Annotated in this window: 21 protein-coding genes and 1 pseudogene; 10 read left to right on the forward strand and 12 right to left on the reverse strand. The window is 66.0% G+C overall.

Going from position 1 to position 19,534, the window contains the following annotated elements; all coding sequences use genetic code 11:
* Nucleotides 1-103 precede the first annotated feature (103 nt).
* Nucleotides 104-589: a DNA starvation/stationary phase protection protein gene (locus JWP90_RS00005; RefSeq protein ID WP_297358286.1), complete on the forward strand. Its 486-nt coding sequence runs from the start codon at nt 104-106 to the stop codon at nt 587-589.
* 68 nt (nt 590-657) lie between these two features.
* Here the strand turns inward: JWP90_RS00005 and JWP90_RS00010 are convergent, their stop codons facing one another.
* Genes JWP90_RS00010 through JWP90_RS00030 form a run of 5 tightly spaced genes read right to left on the reverse strand, consistent with a single transcriptional unit; the run spans nt 658 to nt 4,989 of the window.
* Nucleotides 658-2,178 carry an amidohydrolase gene (locus tag JWP90_RS00010; protein WP_297358288.1) on the reverse strand — a complete coding sequence of 507 codons (1,521 nt, stop codon included), beginning with the start codon at nt 2,176-2,178 and terminating at the stop codon, nt 658-660.
* Nucleotides 2,175-2,795: an FMN-binding negative transcriptional regulator gene (locus JWP90_RS00015; protein WP_297358290.1), complete on the reverse strand. Its 621-nt coding sequence runs from the start codon at nt 2,793-2,795 to the stop codon at nt 2,175-2,177. Before JWP90_RS00015 ends, JWP90_RS00010 begins: the two co-directional genes overlap by 4 nt.
* Nucleotides 2,796-2,819: 24 nt before the next feature.
* The gene (locus JWP90_RS00020; protein WP_297358292.1) at nt 2,820-3,815 is read right to left on the reverse strand and encodes a DNA-formamidopyrimidine glycosylase family protein; all 996 of its coding nucleotides are present in this window, start codon (nt 3,813-3,815) and stop codon (nt 2,820-2,822) included.
* 1 nt (nt 3,816) lies between these two features.
* Nucleotides 3,817-4,320 carry a ribose-5-phosphate isomerase gene (locus JWP90_RS00025; RefSeq protein WP_297358294.1) on the reverse strand — a complete coding sequence of 168 codons (504 nt, stop codon included), beginning with the start codon at nt 4,318-4,320 and terminating at the stop codon, nt 3,817-3,819.
* Nucleotides 4,321-4,362: 42 nt separating this feature from the next.
* Entirely contained in the window at nt 4,363-4,989 is a 627-nt protein-coding gene (locus JWP90_RS00030) for a DsbA family protein (protein ID WP_297358295.1), read from the reverse strand.
* Between the two features lie 269 nt (nt 4,990-5,258).
* Here JWP90_RS00030 and pepN point away from each other — a divergent pair, with 269 nt between their 5' ends.
* The 5 genes and pseudogenes from pepN to JWP90_RS00055 form a co-directional block, all read left to right on the forward strand.
* Entirely contained in the window at nt 5,259-7,805 is a 2,547-nt protein-coding gene (pepN, locus tag JWP90_RS00035) for an aminopeptidase N (protein WP_297358297.1), read from the forward strand.
* A gap of 119 nt (nt 7,806-7,924) precedes the next feature.
* Nucleotides 7,925-8,941, forward strand: a complete 1,017-nt coding sequence (locus tag JWP90_RS00040) for a mechanosensitive ion channel domain-containing protein (RefSeq protein ID WP_297358299.1) — start codon at nt 7,925-7,927, stop codon at nt 8,939-8,941.
* The gene (locus tag JWP90_RS00045) at nt 8,938-9,330 is read left to right on the forward strand and encodes a globin (protein WP_297358300.1); all 393 of its coding nucleotides are present in this window, start codon (nt 8,938-8,940) and stop codon (nt 9,328-9,330) included. The genes JWP90_RS00040 and JWP90_RS00045 overlap by 4 nt, the downstream gene beginning before the upstream one ends.
* Nucleotides 9,331-9,834: 504 nt before the next feature.
* Complete coding sequence (locus JWP90_RS00050; RefSeq protein WP_297358302.1) at nt 9,835-10,173, forward strand: hypothetical protein; 339 nt, start codon at nt 9,835-9,837, stop codon at nt 10,171-10,173.
* 42 nt (nt 10,174-10,215) lie between these two features.
* A pseudogene (locus JWP90_RS00055) lies at nt 10,216-10,436 on the forward strand (elongation factor G-like protein EF-G2); the annotation flags it as partial.
* A 6-nt stretch (nt 10,437-10,442) separates the two neighbouring features.
* On the opposite strand, the gene JWP90_RS00060 reads toward JWP90_RS00055, so the two are convergent.
* Entirely contained in the window at nt 10,443-11,099 is a 657-nt protein-coding gene (locus JWP90_RS00060; protein ID WP_297358304.1) for a hypothetical protein, read from the reverse strand.
* A 65-nt stretch (nt 11,100-11,164) separates the two neighbouring features.
* On the opposite strand from JWP90_RS00060, the gene JWP90_RS00065 reads away from it, so the two are divergent.
* The gene (locus JWP90_RS00065) at nt 11,165-12,055 is read left to right on the forward strand and encodes an acyl-CoA thioesterase II (RefSeq protein ID WP_297358307.1); all 891 of its coding nucleotides are present in this window, start codon (nt 11,165-11,167) and stop codon (nt 12,053-12,055) included.
* Here the strand turns inward: JWP90_RS00065 and JWP90_RS00070 are convergent.
* The 4 genes from JWP90_RS00070 to JWP90_RS00085 all read right to left on the reverse strand — a co-directional run bounded on the left by JWP90_RS00070 (nt 12,052) and on the right by JWP90_RS00085 (nt 15,304).
* Nucleotides 12,052-12,525, reverse strand: coding sequence for a thioesterase family protein (locus JWP90_RS00070; protein ID WP_297358309.1), 474 nt, complete (start codon nt 12,523-12,525; stop codon nt 12,052-12,054). The genes JWP90_RS00065 and JWP90_RS00070 overlap by 4 nt on opposite strands.
* Nucleotides 12,525-14,207, reverse strand: coding sequence for an energy-dependent translational throttle protein EttA (gene ettA / locus JWP90_RS00075; protein ID WP_297358311.1), 1,683 nt, complete (start codon nt 14,205-14,207; stop codon nt 12,525-12,527). The genes JWP90_RS00070 and ettA overlap by 1 nt, the downstream gene beginning before the upstream one ends.
* Nucleotides 14,208-14,211: 4 nt before the next feature.
* Nucleotides 14,212-14,682, reverse strand: coding sequence for a hypothetical protein (locus tag JWP90_RS00080; protein ID WP_297358313.1), 471 nt, complete (start codon nt 14,680-14,682; stop codon nt 14,212-14,214).
* Between the two features lie 73 nt (nt 14,683-14,755).
* Nucleotides 14,756-15,304, reverse strand: a complete 549-nt coding sequence (locus JWP90_RS00085) for a single-stranded DNA-binding protein (protein WP_297358314.1) — start codon at nt 15,302-15,304, stop codon at nt 14,756-14,758.
* A 242-nt stretch (nt 15,305-15,546) separates the two neighbouring features.
* Here JWP90_RS00085 and JWP90_RS00090 point away from each other — a divergent pair, with 242 nt between their 5' ends.
* The 3 genes from JWP90_RS00090 to JWP90_RS00100 all read left to right on the forward strand — a co-directional run bounded on the left by JWP90_RS00090 (nt 15,547) and on the right by JWP90_RS00100 (nt 17,870).
* A complete protein-coding gene (locus JWP90_RS00090; protein ID WP_297358316.1) occupies nt 15,547-16,554 on the forward strand; it encodes an aldo/keto reductase in 1,008 nt (335 codons plus the stop codon).
* Between the two features lie 234 nt (nt 16,555-16,788).
* Nucleotides 16,789-17,073, forward strand: a complete 285-nt coding sequence (locus tag JWP90_RS00095; RefSeq protein ID WP_297358318.1) for a hypothetical protein — start codon at nt 16,789-16,791, stop codon at nt 17,071-17,073.
* 86 nt (nt 17,074-17,159) lie between these two features.
* Complete coding sequence (locus JWP90_RS00100; RefSeq protein WP_297358320.1) at nt 17,160-17,870, forward strand: hypothetical protein; 711 nt, start codon at nt 17,160-17,162, stop codon at nt 17,868-17,870.
* Nucleotides 17,871-17,940: 70 nt separating this feature from the next.
* Here JWP90_RS00100 and nadE read toward each other — a convergent pair whose 3' ends face one another.
* Together nadE and JWP90_RS00110 are read right to left on the reverse strand one after the other, a co-directional pair.
* A complete protein-coding gene (gene nadE, locus JWP90_RS00105; protein WP_297358322.1) occupies nt 17,941-18,765 on the reverse strand; it encodes an ammonia-dependent NAD(+) synthetase in 825 nt (274 codons plus the stop codon).
* A gap of 57 nt (nt 18,766-18,822) precedes the next feature.
* Nucleotides 18,823-19,227: a DUF427 domain-containing protein gene (locus JWP90_RS00110; protein ID WP_367182654.1), complete on the reverse strand. Its 405-nt coding sequence runs from the start codon at nt 19,225-19,227 to the stop codon at nt 18,823-18,825.
* Nucleotides 19,228-19,534 lie beyond the last annotated feature (307 nt).

A 19,534-nucleotide genomic window follows, 5' to 3' on the forward strand; every position in this document is an offset into this window, starting at 1 on the left:
CGACTCGCGAGGTTAGACGAGCCTTCGCTTCCTTGCGGATTGTGTGTGGCTGAGTAGCGTTGTTGCCAACAGCGCATCACGCGCAAAGCGAAGGGCAACACTCATGACAGATCTCACCACCGTTTCATCCACCTCCGTCAGCCCCGACGTCGCAGCGGGAGTCGCCCAGTTCCTGAGCCCGGTCGTCATCGACCTGACCGCTCTCGTCGTGAACGGCAAGCAGGCCCACTGGCACGTCCGCGGAGCGAACTTCGTCGGAGTCCACGAACTCCTCGACACCATCGTCGAGCACGCCCAGGACTGGGCTGACAGCGCCGCAGAACGCATCGTCGCCCTCGGCCTTCCCGTCGACGCCCGGCTGGCTACCGTCGCCGCGAAGACGACGACCGGCGAGCTGACGGCAGGGTTCCAGCAGTCGGCTACCACGATCGCCGAGTTCGTCGCACAGATCGACGCGGCCCTCACCTCGATCAAAACCGCTGTCGACGAGCTGGACTCGATCGACCTGACCAGCCAGGACGTCGCCATCGAAATCGCCCGTGGCCTCGAGAAGGACCGCTGGTTCCTCGTCGCCCACGTTTCCAAGTAGCACTCACTCGATATAAGGAGGGCCGCCCCATCTGGGGCGGCCCTCGTTTCGCGTCGCCCGAAGCCGGGTCACAGTGCGCTGAACGTGTCCCGGCCGTTGAGAACCGTCGCGGCCACCGGCATCCGTCTCAGCTCGCCCACAGTCGCGGTGTACGGGTCCCGGTCGACGAGAACGAGGTCAGCGACCTGGCCGGCGTGCACCGTTCCGCTCCCCGTGCGTGTGGACGCGGCGATCGCCTCGGCGACGGTGATCGACTGCTCAGGATGCCAGGGGGCGCGTCCGTCACGCGCCCTGCCCACGGCCGCCGACATGGCGAGCCACGGATCCAGTGGGGCGACGGGAGCATCCGACCCCAGGGCGAGCGTCCCGCCGGCGTCGAGGATGCTGCGCAGGCTGAACGCACGATCGGTCCTGCCTGCCCAGTACCGGTCGGCGACGTCTCGATCGTCCATGGCATGTTCGGGCTGCACGCTCGCGGTCACCCCGAGTGCCGCGAACCGGGGGATGTCATCGACCGAGAGCAGTTGAGCGTGCTCGACGGAGCCGCGGGAGCCCGTCGTGGCGAACGCGTCGAGGACGTGGGTGTTGGCCGCGTCCCCGATCGCGTGAATGGCGGACTCCAGACCGGCGGCGCGGGCGCGCGACATCAGGGGAACCAGTTCGCCAGGGGACACATTGAGTACGCCGTTCGGGTGCTCGGTTCCGGCCAGACCCGAGTAAGGGTCGACACAGTACGCGGTCCGGGTGTTGAGGGAGCCGTCGGTGATCACCTTGAGCGGACCGACCTCGAGCAGCCCGTGGGTGTGCGGCAGGACCTGACCGGTTCGGAGCCGTTCGGCGATTGCACGGTCGAGATGCTGCGGGTAGATGCCGAAACGCGCGCGCAGAGCGATCGCGCCGGCGGCGATGCGCCTCGACCATGAGTCTCGATTCCACGCCATTTCGAAGTCGACGATACCGACCACGCCCCGGGCGGCTGCGGCATCCGCGGCATCCCTGACCCAGCCGTCGACAACGCTGTCTGGAGCCGTCTCGAGGCTGCGGTGCACCGCGAACGCATCCTCTTCACGGAGGATCCCCGTGGCGGAATCGGGGTGGCCATACCGCCGGAGCGCTGCGCTGTTCAGCCAGACACAGTGCAGGTCAGCGGCGATGAGGACAACGGCTCGGCCGTGTGATACCCGGTCGAACGCGGCGAGGTCCGCCGCGTCAGGCCAAAGCGCGTCCCGGAACCCGAAGCCGACCGCTGGTTCATCCGCGGCCGGCGGGCCGGGCGTCGTGCGCGAGTCGACGGCGGCGAGTACCTCGGCGGCTGTTGTCGTGCGTGCCAGATCGAACCGCCGGGTGGTCTGCGCCCACTGGGTGAAGTGCACGTGCGAATCCCACAGCCCCGGCAGCATCCACCGGCCGTCAGCATTCGTCACCTCCCCTTCGGCGGGGCGTGTCCCGGCCGGACGCACCTCGACGACATGCCCGTCCTCAAGCACGACGTCGACGGGTCGAGGGTCTCCCCCGGCAATGCGCACCTCGGTGAACGTGCGACGGATGCCTGAACCCGGCTGGGCGGCGCGCAGCCGGAACTCGCTCACCGGCGAGCCCGCCGCATCTCGTCGGCCAGGGCCTGGTTGGGGTATTCGGTGCCATTCTCGAGCTGGTCGATGATCCGCTCTACCGTCTCGGCCGGGCGATTCTGGCTGAGTTTGCGCTTCGCGGTGACCCGCGTCGGGGTCAGCCGGAAGCCGACGGTTCCGCTGCTGATCTGGCGCGCGTACTCCGCGTTCGCCGGAGTTCCCTCCATGAGGCGGGGTTCAGGCATCCGCTTCTCGAAGTGTTCGACGAGGTTCCCGAGGACCCGGTAGTTCTCCTCGTCGCTGAGGACCTCGGGGATGCCGCGCAGGTGGGCGACGACGAAGTTCCAGGTGGGCACCGCCGGGTTGGCGTCGTACCAGCTCGGGGAGATGTATCCCTGCGGGCCCTGCACGATCACGAGCAGTTCGTGTGAGCCGAGTTCGTGGATCGCTTCGTCCGGACGGCCGACGTGGCCGAGGATGGTGAGGTCCTCCCTGTCCGGGTCCAGCACCACGGCGTAGTGGGATGCGACGAGGCCATCGGCCGTGTCGCTCACGAGCGTCACCCACGGGTTTCGTTCGATCAGGCGGCGCAGTTCGGGGATGTCACCGAGAACGAAGCTGGGGTTCTGTCTCATCGGGTCCTTCTCGCTCTCGTGGATTCATCTCTGGCAGACCGGGCACCAGTACAGCTTCCTGGCGCCCATCTCTTCGAGCAGAATATGGGTTCCGCACACCCGGCAGGGCAATCCCTCCCGCTTGTAGACCCAGTGCCGGTCGTCGCGGTGCGCCATGGCTTTGCGGTAGTCCTCGCCGGTGAGGTTGTCCATGGTCATCATCTGGCCGGTCTCCACGCCGATTCGAAGCAGCCGGGACCAGTCCCGCCAGATCTGCCGCACCGTCTCTTCCGGCACGAGTTTGCCGGGGGTGTGCGGGTTGACGCCCGCCCGGAACAGCAGTTCCGCCCGGTAGACATTCCCGATCCCGGAGACGACGGACTGATCCATGAGGAGCAAGCCGATCGGCGTCGGCTTTCTGCGCACAACGCCTGTGAACCGGTCCTCAGCCTCATCGCTGTCATCCAGTAACGGATCAGGTCCCAGTTTCGCGATCACCTCGCCGACTCGGGCGTCATCGATGATCTCGCACGCGGTCGGTCCGCGCAGGTCGGCGACGGCGTGCTCGGCGAGGAGCCGGACGCGCACAGCACCGACCGGTTCAGGCGGAAAAGTGTCCCATTCCGAGTCGGCGAGGCTCTTGGTCTGTTCAGACATTCGCACCCGGGTCTTGCGTGGTGCGCCGATCGAACTCAACGAGTTCTCTCCGGCGTCGTCGAGGATCGCCGCGGCAAGGTCGGTTCCCCTCTGGTTCGTGTGGCCCATCCGGCCGTTCGCGGAGGCGATTGTCGCATCCTGGGTGATCTCACCGGCGAAATCCCATGCCCCGTACATCCCGAGGTGCACGCGAAGCCAGACGCTGTCGTCGAAGTCGATGAACATCTGTTTGCCGACGGCCTTCACATCGGTGACCGTGCGCCCGTCGAGCAGCGCCGCTCCCTCCACGAAACGGCCCTGCGGTGACGAGACACGCACGCGGTGACCCGCGAAGTTCTGCCGGAACTGGCGCGCGATTCGGTGGACGGAATGCCCCTCTGGCATGTCAGCCTCGTTCGGGGAGGACGTCGACGCCCTTGCCGGAGATCGTGCCTGTCTTCTCGAACTCCGCCAGCTGGGCGATGCGGCGCACGTGGCGTTCCTCGCCGGTGAACGGTTCAGCGATGAACGCGTCGATGAAGGAGATCACCTCGTCGACGGAATGCTGCCTGGCGCCGATCGAGATGACGTTGGCATCGTTGTGCTCTCGCGCCAGTTTCGCTGTGCTGAGATTCCAGACGAGGGCCGCCCGGATGCCGCGCACCTTGTTCGCGGCGATCTGTTCACCGTTGCCTGAACCGCCGAAAACGACGCCTAGTGCTTCTGCTCCGGCCGACTGGTCCCGAACGACGGCCAGCGCTGCGTTGATGCAGAACGCCGGGTAGTCGTCGAGGGCGTCGTACTCGGCAGGGCCGTGGTCGAAGACCTCATGCCCGTTGTCGCGGAGGTGCTGTTGCAGGTGCTGGCTGAAGTCGAGTCCGGCGTGATCGGTGGCGATATGGATGCGCATGCCTCCATTCTGCCGTTTCCGTGCAGCGTCGGCGCCCGCCACTCAGTTGAAGATCGGGCCGACCGTGCGGCTGCGCTTGATCTCGAAGAAGCCCGGGTACGCGGCGACGGCGACGACGCCGTCCCACAGCCTGGCCGCTTCCTCACCGATCGGAGCCGGGGAGATGACCGGTCCGAAGAAGGCGATACCGTTCACGGCGATGACTGGGGTTCCGACGTCCTGTCCGACGCGGCCGATTCCGTCGAAGTGGCTCGCACGCATGGGGGCGTCGTAGGCGTCCGTCTCTGAGTGGTCGGCGAATTCCGGTGGCAGACCCACTTCGGCGAGCGCCTGCGAGATCACCGTGTCCGGGTCGGTCGACCCACCGGGGTGGATCTGCATGCCGAGAGCGTCATAGAGCGGCTTGACGATCGCTTGGCCGAATTCCTGCTGGGCAGCGGCGACGAGGCGGGTGTAGCGAAGCGCCCGGGGCAAGAACGCGCGGTAGTCCTCGGAGACATCCTGGTTTTCGTTGAGCACCGCGAGACTCATCACATGCCAGGTGACCTCGAGGTTCCGCAGCCGAGCCACTTCGTCGACCCATCGGGAGGTCATCCACGCCCAGGGGCAGGAAGGATCGAACCAGAAGTCGACGGCGGTGGGGGCTGTGGCGGTCATTTCGGTGCTCATGCTTCCAGCCAACCACGGAACCGGGCACAATCATTCCCCCGGCCGTCCCCTCAAATTCAGCAGTTTTTGCTCGACACGCCGCGCGAGAGCGCTCTCATACGGCGTGTCGTCCCAGTTCTGCTGAATTTGGACGTGGTTGCTGAATTCGGAGACGTCCCAGGCACCGGTGCACGGATCCGACGACGCTCCGAAGCGAGCGACTACGCTTGCAAGTCGGACACGATCCGATCGATTCGTTCCCGTCCCATCACGCACAAAGGAGTTCAGCGTTGCCTGGAGAAAACCTCACCCGCGCCGAAGCACAGGAGCGGGCATCGCTCGTTTCCACCTCGAGCTACCAGATCGCGCTCGACCTCACCACCGGGCCGGAGACCTTCCGCTCGACCACAACGGTGCGATTCACGGCCACTCCAGGAGCCTCGACCTTCATCGACGCCATCACGCGCACGGTGCACTCGGTGACCCTCAACGGCGCGAGCCTGGACCCCGCCGTCGTGAGTGATGGCACCCGGATCACCCTGGACAACCTACAGGCCGAGAACGAACTCGTCGTCGACGCCGACATGATCTACATGAACACCGGTGAAGGCCTGCACCGCTTCGTCGACCCCGTCGACGATGAGGTGTACCTCTACAGCCAATTCGAGGTGCCCGACTCTCGCCGCATGTATGCCGTGTTCGAGCAGCCGGACCTCAAGGCGACGTTCCAGTTCACGGTGACCGCCCCAGCGCACTGGGACGTCATCTCCAACGCGCCCACCCCCGAACCGGTCGATGCTGGTGCAGAGAGCAAGACGTGGACGTTCGAACCCACCCAGGTGATGTCGAGCTACATCACCTGCATCATCGCCGGCCCGTACGCTGTGGTTCGCAGCGAACTCACTTCCAGCGACGGCCGCACCATCCCGCTCGGAGTGTTCTGCCGCAAGAGCCTGTCGGAGTACCTCGACGCCGACTACATCTTCGAGAAGACCCGTCAGGGCTTCACATACTTCGAGTCGAAGTTCGACTACCCGTACCCCTTCGAGAAATACGACCAGCTCTTCGTGCCCGAGTACAACGCCGGGGCGATGGAGCACGCGGGCGCTGTGACCTTCACCGAGGCGTACATCTTCCGCTCCAAGGTGACGGATGCCGTCAAGGAACGTCGCGTCGTCACGATCCTGCACGAACTCGCCCACATGTGGTTCGGCGACCTCGTCACCATGAAGTGGTGGAACGACCTCTGGCTCAACGAGTCCTTCGCGGAGTGGGCATCGACGATCGCCGTCGCCGAAGCCACCGAGTGGACCGGCGCCTGGACGACCTTCAACGCCATGGAGAAGAGCTGGGCCTATCGGCAGGACCAGCTTCCGTCCACCCACCCGATCGTCGCGACGATCAATGACCTCGAAGACGTGCAGGTCAACTTCGACGGCATCACATACGCCAAGGGCGGGTCTGTGCTCAAGCAGCTCGTCGCCTGGGTAGGTATTGACGCCTTCTACGCTGGTGTCTCCGCCTACTTCACGAAGCACGAGTGGGGCAACACCGAGCTGGTGGACCTGCTCACCGAGCTGGAGACGGCCTCCGGACGTGACCTCAGCGACTGGGGCAAGCTCTGGCTCGAGACCGCCGGCGTCAACACGCTCCGCCCCGAGATCAGCGTCGACGAGAACGGCGTGATCACCGCTTTCACGGTGTTGCAGAGCGCCGTGGCCGCGTATCCGACGATCCGACCGCACCGCCTCGCGATCGGGTTCTACAACACCGTCGACGGAAAGCTTCTCCGGGAGCACCGGCTCGAGCTCGACGTCGACGGCGAGCGGACGGATGTTCCTGAGCTGGTCGGCCGGAAGCGCCCCGACCTGGTGCTGCTCAACGACGACGACCTCGCCTACGCCAAGATCCGCCTCGACGACGCGTCACTCGCGGTCGCCACAGAGTCCCTTGCGACGATCGAGGACCCGCTCGCGCGGTCGCTCGTCTGGGCGGCAGCCTGGGATGCCACCCGCGACGCTGAGACACCGGCGCGGGAGTACGTGCGCCTGGTGCTCGGCAACATCGCAAGCGAGAGCGAATCGACCACCATCCGCACGACCCTCACCCAGCTCGTGCTCGCCGCGACGCAGTACGTCGCTCCCGAGGTGCGCGAGGACGTCCTCGTCGAAGTCGGCGACACCCTGTGGCAGCTGGCCGAAGCAGCCGAGCCCGGTTCGGACGCCCAGTTCCAGTTCGTGAAGTTCTTCGCCGGGGTCGCGTCCACCGATGTGCACTTCGACATCCTCCGGGGGCTGCGCGCCGGAGAGCTGACGCTCGATGGCCTGACCGTCGACACCGACCTCGACTGGGAGCTCCTCACGGCGCTCACCGCCGGTGGCGTCGCCGGGAACGACGAGGTCGACGCGGCGCTCGCCGATGACAACACGGCCAACGGCGCCAAGGCAGCGGCGCTTGCCCGTGCCGCGATTCCGGCGTTGGAAGCGAAACGCACCGCGTGGGCATCCGTCGTCGACACCGACACGGCGCCGAACGCGATCGTGCAGTGGACCGGCATCGGATTCCAGCGCGCCCGGGACAAAGAGGTGCTCGCGACGTTCATTCCGGACTACTTCGGGATGCTGCAGCGGATCTGGGAGTCACGAAGCTACAAGATCGCCGAATACCTGGTGATGGGCCTGTACCCGGCACCGTTGGCAAACGAGGAGCTCCGCCAGGCGACCGTTGCCTGGCTCGACGCGAACCCAGAGCCACCCGCCCTCCGCCGTATCGTCGTCGAGAACCTCGCCGGCGTGGAGCGTGCGCTCAAGGCACAGGAACGCGACGCACGGGCGTAACCCCTGAGTTGCCGGGTTTGCCGGGGGTTCGCAGTTCTCTGCAGCTCTGTGAACCCGGCAACTCGCGTCGTTCTGCCACCTGCAGCATCCGTCCAGAACGCTTCGGTAGAATTGAGCCAATGAATATGACTGACTTCTGGGCGAGCGTCGGCACCTTCTTCGAAAGCCCCCTCGGAACGCTCGTTTCCATCGCGCTGATCATCGTCGGCGCATTCGTCGCGGCGTGGCTGCTTCACTTCGTGATCCGTCGTGTCGTGCATCAAATCGTCTCCGGAGTGAAGAAGAACCAGGGCGCCGAAGACACCCAGGCGCTCAACGTGTCTCCGCTCGCAGCCGTCCGGCTCGTGCAGCGTACCCGCACCCTCGGCACAGTGCTCGGCAACATCGTGAACGTCACAGTGGTCATCGTGACGATCGTGCTGATCGTCACCGAGATCGACGACCGAATCATCGGCTCGCTTGCGCTGCTCACCGCCGCCCTCGGTGCCGGTCTCGGTTTCGGCGCCCAGAACATCGTCAAGGACGTGCTCAACGGCCTGTTCATGGTGATGGAGGACCAGCTCGGCGTCGGCGACGTCGTCGACCTCGGTCCGGCGACCGGTGTTGTCGAGCGGGTCGGCATCCGGATCACCCAGGTACGCGACGTCAATGGAACGCTCTGGTTCGTCCGCAACGGCGAGATCCTCCGCGTCGGCAACATGTCACAGGGCTGGGCCCGGGTGATCATCGACCTCGCCATCCCGTACGACGCAGACGTCGAAGCGGTACAGGATCGGATGATGGAGGCGGCGTCCGCCCTCGCTCAGGATCCGAAGTGGCGCAGCAGAATCCTGGAACGCCCGGAACTGTGGGGCATCGAGTCGATCTCAGAAGAGGCCCTCGTCATCCGTCTCGTCGTGAAGACCCGCCCGCCGGCGAAGGACGACGTCGCCCGCGAGCTCCGGGCCCGCCTGAAGGCTGGCACCGACGCGATGGGCATCCAGTTGCCGACGCTCAAGAGCGTCGTCCTCGAGGGCTTTGACGGTGCAGCATCGGTCACCGGCGCCCGCCCGCCACGGACGAAGCCGCTCACAGTCGTCAACGAGGCCCCGCACGCGGCGCGGAAACCACCGAGAAAGCCGGCACAGAAACCATGAGCAACCTCCTCTCGAGCAATTTCTACGCGGAGGTCGGCGGCCGCCCGACGTTCGAAAAGCTCTGCGTCGAGTTCTACAAGGGCGTCGCCGACGACCCGGTACTGAAGCCGATGTACCCGGAGGAGGATCTCGGTCCTGCCGCTGAACGGCTCACCATGTTCCTTGAGCAATACTGGGGCGGACCCGGGACGTACAGCGAGCAGCGCGGACACCCCCGGCTGCGGATGCGGCACATGCCGTTCAAGGTCAACCCCGATGCCCGGGACCGCTGGCTGCTCCACATGCGTGCCGCGGTTGACACCCTCGGGCTCTCACCCCTCCACGAGGCGACACTCTGGGATTACCTCGAGCGTGCCGCTCAGGCGATGGTCAACACCGTCGACGAGTAGCCCGGCCGACGCGATAGCGTCGCGGTGCGATCAGTGCACCATGCATGGCCCCCTACCGAAGCCGGGCGTTGCCCGTGCCGATTTGCAGAAAGGGCTGGACGTGTCCTCCGTGCGCGCCGGTGACCTTGCCGTCGCAACCTCCCTGGCAGAGGAGCAGATGCAGGAGCTCATGGCGTTGGGCCTCGACGAGACCTCCCTCAGAGAGTCTGGATGGGGCTGCTCCACCATTTCTCTGGGGATCTCGGCCCGGCCGCTGAACAGGCCTCTTGCGCGTCGTCGTCTGCGACCCTGGCCCGGTGCGGACGCGAGCCAGCCCCAGCCCCCTCACCGCGCCGGTCGCAGCAGAACGTGGGCAGGGTAGCCGGATTCGTGCCAGCTCCGCGGACGTGCAGCGCACGTACCGTGACGGAATGCGGGTCGACCGTCGGCTGCTTCGTTCGCGGGCGCGGCACGAGCCGTCTTCGCAGTTCAGGTCGGCGCAGCTTCGACGTCTACCCGCCGGTGTTGAGTCTGCGACCTCTTCTCGCCGGGATTGCCGGGGCGACGAGCGCACGGCCAGACCGCGTCTGGAAGCAGGGCGCCTATCGCCGTTCGCGTGCGCAGAACAGCCCTATCTGTGAGACGTTCACGCTTCGCCCGGATGGGGTCGCGGATGTGGCATCCAGTGACGCGGAGCAGGGCACAGCACTGCTGTTCGAGGCCTCGCGGCAGCTCGAGTCGTTCGGCGTCAAACTGTACGCGACTCAGCCGGTGGTGGAGTGGGCCGAGGCGACGGCGCCGCAGCAGGAGGTGGCAGGCGAACTCGTCCGCAGTTCCCTCGCCATGTTCCAGGGGCGGGGGTGAAGTTCTGGGCGGATGGCGCCCGCCGGGTGGCGCAGTCACATCTATGTCGGCGCAGTGATGACTGACCTCTCCTCCCGTCGGGGACACATCACCGGGACGTCGTCGGCGGGCGGCGACCGCACAGAAATCACTGCGGAAATCCCGGATGCCGAACTCTTGCGTTACGCGATCGAGCTGCGCGCTCTGACCGCAGTACCGGCGTCTTTGGCCGCAGCTACCTTCACGACGAACCCGTGCCGTCGAAAGCGGCCGTCGACGCTTAGCCGGGTTCAGCCGGCGCGACCGGTGCGGACCAGCACGTGCCCGCGCACCGGACTTGCCCGGATCCACTGACCCGAGCTGTACAGAGGGACCTCCTCCTCACCGACCAGGAAACCGAGGCTCCCGGCGGCGAACGCGACACCAGTCGGCACGGTCGGGTGCCCATCGAGGGAACGGGACCAGACCTCCGAGCGGACACGCTGCACCAGGAGATCACCGGTGTTCTCTGGCACCGCACGTGCCACCTCTCCGGCACCGTCACGCGCCGTGAGTTCGAGTGCCACAGAACTGACAGAGCCGATCCGCTCCCACCCGCCGCGCGGCGGCGCGATCCCGGACCAGCTGGTGCGAACGTCGCTGTCCGGCAGCGACACGGCCCCGGTGCCGTCGGATGTTTCGAGCGCGGCCAGCCGGTCGGAGATCGCTGCGGGAGGAACAACCCGGTCGAATCCGGCTCCGGAGATCTCCGCGAAGGTCCGCAGGCCGAGGATCGTCGGGCTCGAGTCCAGCAGCCCGCGTGGGTACAGCACAGCGGAGTAGACGGCGAGCACTCCCCCTCCGGCGATCAGCCGCACAGCGGTGTCGTCGACAATCCGCACCCGGGCCAGGTAGGTCCGAAGGTCGGCGGCGGCGTGGGCGTCCTGAAGCTGAAATGTGTTCGTCATCTGCTGTCTAAACTACCTAACAGGGCCGTGTCGCCCGACCGCACCTCGCCATCGATCGGAGAACCATGACCGACCCCCTCGACTCCCTCCTGCGCGCGCTCGACCTGACAGACACAGGCGCGAGGACCAGTGAAGACATTTTCACCGGAGAATCGCAGTGGATGCCAGGTGGCCGGGTGTACGGAGGCCAGGTCCTGGCCCAGGCGGTTATGGCGGCGTCGAGGACAACGGAGGAGGATCGCGTCATCCACTCGATGCACGGTTACTTCCTGCGCCCAGGCGACGTGAACCAGCCAATCACCTTCAGCGTCGACCGCATCCACGACGGCCGCTCTTTCTCCACCCGGAGGACGCAGGCATACCAGAACGGGCTCCCCATCCTGTCGATGATCGCATCGTTCCAGGACATCGACGAGGGTCTCGACCACCATGCTCCGATGCCGGAAGGCTACCCGGAGCCGGAGAGCCTGCCGACCTCGGCCGAGCACCTCAGCCACATCGACCACCCGGTGGCGCAGGCCTGGGCTGACGACCGGCCGTTCGACATCCGCCACGTACCCTCACCGATCTACCTGTCGGTGGAGGGTGAGCACACGGCCGCGAACGCCGTCTGGATCAAAGCGATCGGCGAGCTCCCCGACAACGACGGTCTTCACCGCGCAGCGCTCGCGTACGCAAGCGACTATTCACTGCTGGAATCGATTCTTCGCCGCCACGGGCTCCCCTGGATGACGCGCGATCTCAAGGTGGCGAGTCTCGACCACGCCATGTGGTGGCACCGACCGGTGCGCGTCGACCAGTGGCTGCTGTACGTGCAGGAATCCCCGAGCGCGTCCGGTGGGCGCGGCCTCGCCCAGGGACGGTTCTATTCACGCGACGGCCGGCTTGTCGCGAGTGTCGCCCAGGAGGGGATGGTGCGGGTTCCGCCGGCGTTGTCCGCCGGCGGAATCGGCTAGCGCCGTTTGGTGAACGCGACCGGGTCCTCGAGATACCTGGTCCACGCCGTGCGTTCCTCGTCGGTGATCCGGCGTGGGCGCGATGTTCCGGAGTCGACGAGCACGATGGTGCTCGATGCACGGGCGTACAGCTGCTGGTCCGTTCCGACGGGGCCGTACACTTCGTAACCGACCTCGAGGCTCGCCCCGCCGAGGTTGCCGATCCAGACCTGCACATCCAAAGGCTGGCGCTGGTAAGGAATCGGCGCCACATACTCCACTTCGTGCCGAGCGATGAGGGTGACGGTGTTCGAGCCGACTTCCGCCTCGATCAGGGCCATGCCCCCATCGACGTCCCCACCCTCGCTGGGGTCACGCCAGAACACGCGCACACGCGCCTCCTCGAGGAGGCGCATGAGCTCGACGTTGTTGACGTGGTTGTACGCGTCGAGGTCGCCCCATCGAAGATGGATCGGGACGTGGACCCGCATCAGTCTCGAGTGAGCTTGCGGTACGCGGAGCGGTGAGGCTTCGCGGCATCCGGTCCGAGGCGTTCGATCTTGTTCTCCTCGTACGACTCGAAGTTGCCCTCGAACCAGTACCAGTTGCCCGGGTCTTCCTCCGTGCCCTCGTAGGAGAGGATGTGGGTCGCAATGCGGTCGAGGAACCACCGGTCGTGAGTGATGACCACGGCACAGCCGGGGAATTCGAGGAGCGCGTTCTCGAGGCTTCCGAGGGTTTCCACGTCGAGGTCGTTGGTCGGTTCGTCGAGGAGGAGGAGGTTCCCGCCCTGCTTGAGCGTGAGGGCCAGGTTGAGGCGGTTTCGCTCTCCACCGGAAAGAACGCCTGCCTTCTTCTGCTGGTCAGGTCCCTTGAAACCGAACTGGGAGACGTAAGCACGCGAGGGGATCTCGGTCTTGCCGACCTGGATGTAGTCCTGGCCGTCCGAGACGACCTCCCACAGGTTTTTGTTGGGGTCGATGCCGCCACGGCTCTGGTCCACGTACGAGATGTCGACGGTGTCACCGATCTTCAGCTCGCCCCCGTCGAGGGGCTCGAGTCCGACGATGGACTTGAACAGCGTTGTCTTGCCGACACCGTTGGGGCCGATCACGCCGACGATGCCGTTGCGGGGCAGCGTGAAGCTGAGCTCGCTGATCAGGATGCGCTCGCCGAAGCCCTTCTGAAGCTTCTTGGCGTCGATGACCTGGGCGCCGAGGCGCGGGCCGACGGGGATGACAATCTCTTCGAAATCGAGCTTCCGAGTGCGCTCTGCTTCGGTGACCATTTCCTCGTACCGCGCGAGACGTGCCTTCGACTTGGCCTGACGGCCCTTGGCGTTTGAGCGCACCCAGTCGAGTTCCTCGGCGAGACGCTTGGAGAGCTTCTGGTCCTTCTTGCCCTGAATCTGCAGTCGTTCCTGCTTCTTCTCGAGGTAGGTCGAGTAGTTGCCCTCGTATGGGTACAGGTGACCGCGGTCGACTTCGGCGATCCACTCGGCGACGTGGTCGAGGAAGTACCGGTCGTGGGTGACAGCGAGGACGGCGCCGGGGTACTTGGCGAGGTGCTGCTCGAGCCAGAGCACGCTTTCGGCGTCGAGGTGGTTGGTGGGTTCATCGAGGAGCAGGAGGTCCGGCTTCTGGAGCAGGAGTTTGCAGAGAGCGACGCGCCGCTTCTCACCACCGGAGAGATTGGAGACTTCGAACTCACCCGGGGGTGTGCGAAGAGCGTCCATGGCCTGCTCCAGCTGCGAGTCGAGGTCCCACGCATCGGCGTGGTCGATCTCTTCCTGCAGCGTACCCATTTCGGCGAGCAGGGCGTCGAAGTCGGCGTCGGGCTCTGCCATTGCGGCGGAGATCTCGTTGAACCGGTCGACCTTGGCCTTGATCGGGCCGACGCCCTCCTGGACGTTCTCGAGGACCGTCTTCGTCTCGTCGAGTTCCGGCTCCTGCATCAGGATGCCGACGGTGTAGCCGGGGGTCAGCTTGGCTTCACCGTTGCTCGGGGTGTCGAGCCCCGCCATGATCTTCAGGATGGTGGACTTTCCGGCGCCGTTGGGGCCAACGACTCCGATCTTGGCACCGGGGAAGAACGACATCGTGACGTCGTCGAGGATGAGCTTGTCTCCGACCGCTTTGCGGGCGCGCACCATGGAGTAAATGTATTCAGCCATATTGCTACCAGTCTATCGGCCGCGTGCTGCCGATGAGGCACTTGCCGGTCCCGAGCACAGCCGCGAGCGTCGAGTGGTAGCCACCGACCGCTGAACCGTTCTGGCCGATCAGGCAGTTCTCGCCCCAGCGGACCGAGAACTGGATGGAATCGGCTGGGTGGCCAATGGTGGTCCGGTCTGCGGTGAGCTCCATCGTCGCCTTGTCGAAACCGGCCGCGGCCAGGCCGTCGATGAATAAGCGACCGTCTGCGTCGGCATCCGTTGCCAGAGTCAGGATGTTGACGCTGTCGAAGAGCGCAAGCGCCTCCTCCGCGGGGGCGCTCGGGTTGAAGGTAGCGGCGGGTGGCGACGACCGGGGGGATGCAGACGGGCTCGGTCCGGCCGGTCCAGGTCCCGCCGGTGTGCTGCAACCGGTGAGCACGAGAGCCAGTGCGATCGGAAGAACGCGGAGGGACGTGCCGGTGGGACTGCGCATGCCTGAATCCTCCGCCTCGTCATGGCGCAGGTCCCGCGCCCACCCCATCGTAGGCGCGGCCGCCCATCCCCTGTCAGAACGGTGGATCTGCCGCGTCGGCGGTCGCCCCGACCAGGTCGTCGACCTGCCGCCCGGGGACGGTGACATCCCACGCGTCCTGTGACGCGGACGCAGCAGTCGCCGGCGCGTCGGGAACCGGCGCGCCGGCATCCGTCGACGGGAATACCGTCGCGGCCCGCGCTTCTGGCGCAGCCGATATGTCTCGCTGTGCCGCGCGCTCGAACCGGGCCGTGCCCCAGACCAGATCGTGCCCGATGCTGTCGGCCTCGACGTCGACCGAGAGGCCGTTCTTCTCGCCCGCTTCCCAGCGCCGAACTTTCAGTCGCCCGGTCACGAGCACTCGGTCGCCCTTGTGCACGGATGCCGCCGCGTGAACCGCGAGGGCACGGAAAGCGGTCACGGTGTACCAGTTCGTGTCGGCGGCGACCCACTGGGAGGTGCGCCGGTCGAAATAGCGCTGGCTGGACGCCAACCGGAAACTGACGAAGGGAACCTTGTCGTCCTGATCTACCACGTAGGGGACAGTGGCGACGAGCCCGGTCAGGGTGATGGTGTCGGTCATGAGATGCTCCGTCCTGGGAATGCACGCAGGAACCTCCGGCGTGGGCGTGGCTCCCGGGCCGGCCCTCGTGCCGGATCGCCAGCTCCGGGAACCACAGATCGAGTGTGTTCCCACGAAGAGTGGGGGAACTGAGCGAAGACGGATCTGTGGACAGCTGTCGCGCGGGCGTCGGTTGTGGAGGTGCGTCTTCGCCAGGAATCGATGTTGACAACCTCGGCCGTGCCACTCACTAGCATTAGCCCATGAGCTACGTTGCCTCCGAGAACCGCTATGACACGATGCGGTACGCCAGAACGGGCAGAAGTGGCCTTCTCCTGCCCCGCGTGAGTCTCGGGTTCTGGCACAACTTCGGCGATGCGCGGGGGCTGGAGACCCAGCGAGCCATCGTCCGCCGGGCGTTCGACCTCGGCATCACCCACTTTGACCTGGCGAACAACTACGGTCCTCCTCCGGGCTCAGCCGAGAGAAACTTCGGCCGCATCCTCGCCGACGACCTCGCGGCTCACCGCGACGAGATCATCGTGTCGACGAAAGCCGGTTACGACATGGCGCCTGGGCCGTACGGTGAGTGGGGCTCCCGCAAGACCCTGCTGTCCTCGCTCGACCGGAGCCTCGGGCGGCTCGGTCTCGACTATGTCGATATCTTCTATTCCCACCGCCCGGACCCTGATACGCCGATCGAGGAAACGATGGGGGCTCTCGCCACCGCGGTGACCTCGGGGCGGGCGCTGTACGCGGGGATCTCGAACTACTCCCCGGACGACACTCGAAAGGCTGCCGCGGCGTTGGCTGAGCACCGGATTCCGTTGCTCATCCATCAGCCCAGCTATTCGATGTTCAACCGCCATGTCGAAAACGGGCTCCTCGACGTGCTCGACGAGGTCGGGGCGGGGTCGATCGTGTTCTCCCCGCTCGCCCAGGGCATGCTCACGGACCGCTACCTCGACGGCAACGTTCCGGCGGAGTCCCGCGCGGCGACGAGTCACTTCCTGCCTCCCGAGCGTCTGAGCGACACCTATCTGGAGCGCGCCAGAGCGCTTGACCGGATCGCCAGGGATCGAGGGCAAACCCTCGCGCAGCTCGCCCTGACCTGGGTGCTGCGGCACCCGCAGGTCACGTCGGCGCTCATCGGAGCGAGCTCGGTGCAGCAGCTGGAGCAGAACGTCGGCGCGCTCGACGCGCCGCCGCTCACCGAATCCGAGCTGGCCGGGATCGAGCCTTTCGCCGTCGACGGAACCGGCCTGAACTAACCCGTCGCCACCCGGGCCGCATCAGCGGCCCGGGTCGCGCATAACTCCTGGCGAATGGCGGCGGACCGGAGAGACATCGGCGTCGTCTCGGCGGGAGCCGTTCCGCTTGGCGGCCGCGCGCCCGAAAAGGCGGAGTTGTGCGCCACCAGTGCCGATGGACGGCTGATGTCGGTGGTGCTGATTAGCGTGGGTTCACGAGATCAATCCGGGGCCGGCCGCAGGCAAGGAGGAACCATGACAATCACCCATCCGACGGTCGTCGAACGCTTCTGCGTGCCAGCCGACATACCGGTCGACGTGGCTCGCCAACGCACCGGGCTCAACCTCGTGCGGGTGAAGGACGATCTGTGGCGGGCGACCGTTGCAGACGGCCGGATCCTCGGGCACATCGAACGCCGCGACGCAGCAGACGGCACCGTGTTCGTCGCAAAACGCCTTGCTCCCCAGTCGGCGCGGTTCCATACGCTGGGTGAGTTCTGGAGGATCGACGACGCGATGGACTGCCTGCACTCGCTCTGACCGCTGACGCTTCGACCAGGGCGGCAATTTCGCGACACGGTCTGAATTCCGGGGGTGCTGGCCGGTTGCCCGGTAACGTTCGGCACATGGAATGGTGGAATGAATTTGTAGCCTGGCTGACCGCACCCGACACCCGACCGGTGCTTTTCATGGCCGCGGTCGTGGCTGTCGCGATACTCGTCTCGGCGCTCCTCGCCGCTGCGGTCACGAAGGCCGCTGTGCGCCGTCTGGTCAACCAGCGTGACCGTGATCTCAAGGCATCCGCTATCGCAGCCCTCGTCGACGCGTCGACCGAGGCCGCCTCGTGGAACTCGCTGAGCCCGCAGGAACAGTTGCTCGCCGACCGTGCCGCCGCGCAGGCCGACATTCAGCTTCGACTGCTGCCGATCAAGGGATCGGCCGTTGCCGCGAACTGGGCTGCCCACCAGCTGGCAGAGATGAAGCGTGATTCCGCCACCTTTGGTTTCGAGCTCGCCGCTGTTCGGTCGGAGTTCCGCGACCGGCTCCTCGAATGGCAGGCCCGCCCGTCACGCACGCGTCGTGTCTTCGAAAGCGACCTGGAGCGATGGAAGTTCGAAGTCACCTCATCCGAGAAGACACTCGTCGCCGAGCAGGATGCATGGGCCGCCCGTGAACAGCGGGAGCGGTTCACGTCGACGGATGCCCTCGAACCGCTGGTGACACCGGCCTCGTTCTCGAGCGCCGACAACACGACCCAAAAACTCATCGACGACGTTGCCGCGATGGATGTCAAACGCGCGGCCGCCGATTCCGAGGCTGAGAAGAAACCCGCCTGACAGGTTCCCGGACGACAGAGGCGGTGCCGCGCAATTGCGGCACCGCCTCTGTCGTTGACGTCCATCCGGCTCAGGAACGCCACCAGGTGTCGGCGGGGGTGACCGGGGTCATGCGCTTGTGCCGGGTGGCCAGGAAACGTGCCTCGATGGACGCTGCAATGTCGTCAGGAACCGTCTTGCCTTCGAGATAGTCGTCGATGTCCTCGTATTCCAGACCCAGGTCTGCTTCGTCCGTCTGGCCCGGTTTGCGGTCGAGCAGATCCGCCGTCGGCGGTTTCTCGTGCAACCGGTTCGGGGCGCCCAGATGCACGAGGATCTCCTTGCCCTGCCCCTTCGTGAGGCCGGTCAGTGGCAACAGATCCGCGCCTCCGTCGCCGAACTTCGTGAAGAAACCGGTGACGGCTTCAGCGGCGTGGTCGGTGCCGACGACGAGGCATCCTTCTTCGCCTGCGATCGCGTATTGCGCGATCATCCTGGCACGAGCCTTGACGTTCCCCTTGTGGAAGTCGGTGAGCGGTTTGCCTGCGACGTCTTCGTATTCGTCCTCGACGGCATCCACGGCGCTCCGAACGTTGAAAGTGATCACACGCGCCGGGCGGATGAAGCCCAGCGCCAGCTGGGCGTCGTCTTCGTCGTGCTGGACGGCATACGGCAACCGTACGGCGATGAATGTGACCGAGGTCCCTTCTGCCGCCATCTTCTCGACCGCGAGCTGGCAGAGGCGACCGGCGAGGCTCGAATCCTGTCCCCCGCTGATGCCGAGGACGAGCCCCTTGGCACCCGTGGTCCGCAGGTAGTCGATCAGAAAGTCGACTCTCCTCGTCACTTCGGCTGCGGGGTCGATGGTGGGCTGGACGTTCAGCTCTGCAATGATCTGTGCCTGTAGCGCTCGCATCCTTCTAACGTACCGCCGTCCGGTTACAGGCGTGTGTCTGTGGCGGAGTGCCCCGCTTCACCAGCCCATAGTGCCCGGCTCACCCTTGAACGGTCCGACGACCCGCGAGGTGACCCATCCTCCGTAGAAATTGCCCTCCTGGGCGCGGACGACCTCGTCGCCGAGCCGGCACGATTCCATCCGCCCGGGGTAGACGGCAACCATGCCTGCGAGCTGTTCGAAACCCGCGCGGGGCGCCGGATAGTGCCACCCGCCCCGGCGGACGACGGCGTCCCCCGCTGACACGTCGAAGTACGCGGCGTGGCCCTTGAACTCGCACCAGCTGGACCCGCTGGCCGGGGTGAGCACACCGCTCGGGAAGGATGCCTGCGGCACGTAGTAGACGGGCGGATGGCTCGTCTCGAGCACACGCAGGGCGGCGGTGGTGTCCGCGATGACCTGACCACCGAGGCGGATTACCACCCGATCCGGGCTCGCCTCGATGCGTGGGGGCCTTGGGTAGTCCCAGACGGACTCCTGTCCGGGACCAGCAGGAAGCGGAACAGGACGCCGGGCGTGCGGGGATGGGGTCATCGCAACATGGTGGCCGATACGGCTGGAGAACCTCTGCGAAGCACCGCGAGACCCCAGACAAAGTGCCCCCGGCAGGATTCGAACCTGCGACCAAGAGATGAGAAGCACCGCGAGACCCCGGACAAAGTGCCCCCGGCAGGATTCGAAACTTCGACCAAGAGATGAGAAGCACCGCGAGACCCCGGACAAAGTGCCC

It is taken from the genome of Mycetocola sp., from assembly GCF_025464835.1.
In the GTDB taxonomy this organism is placed as follows: Bacteria; Actinomycetota; Actinomycetes; order Actinomycetales; family Microbacteriaceae; genus Mycetocola_A.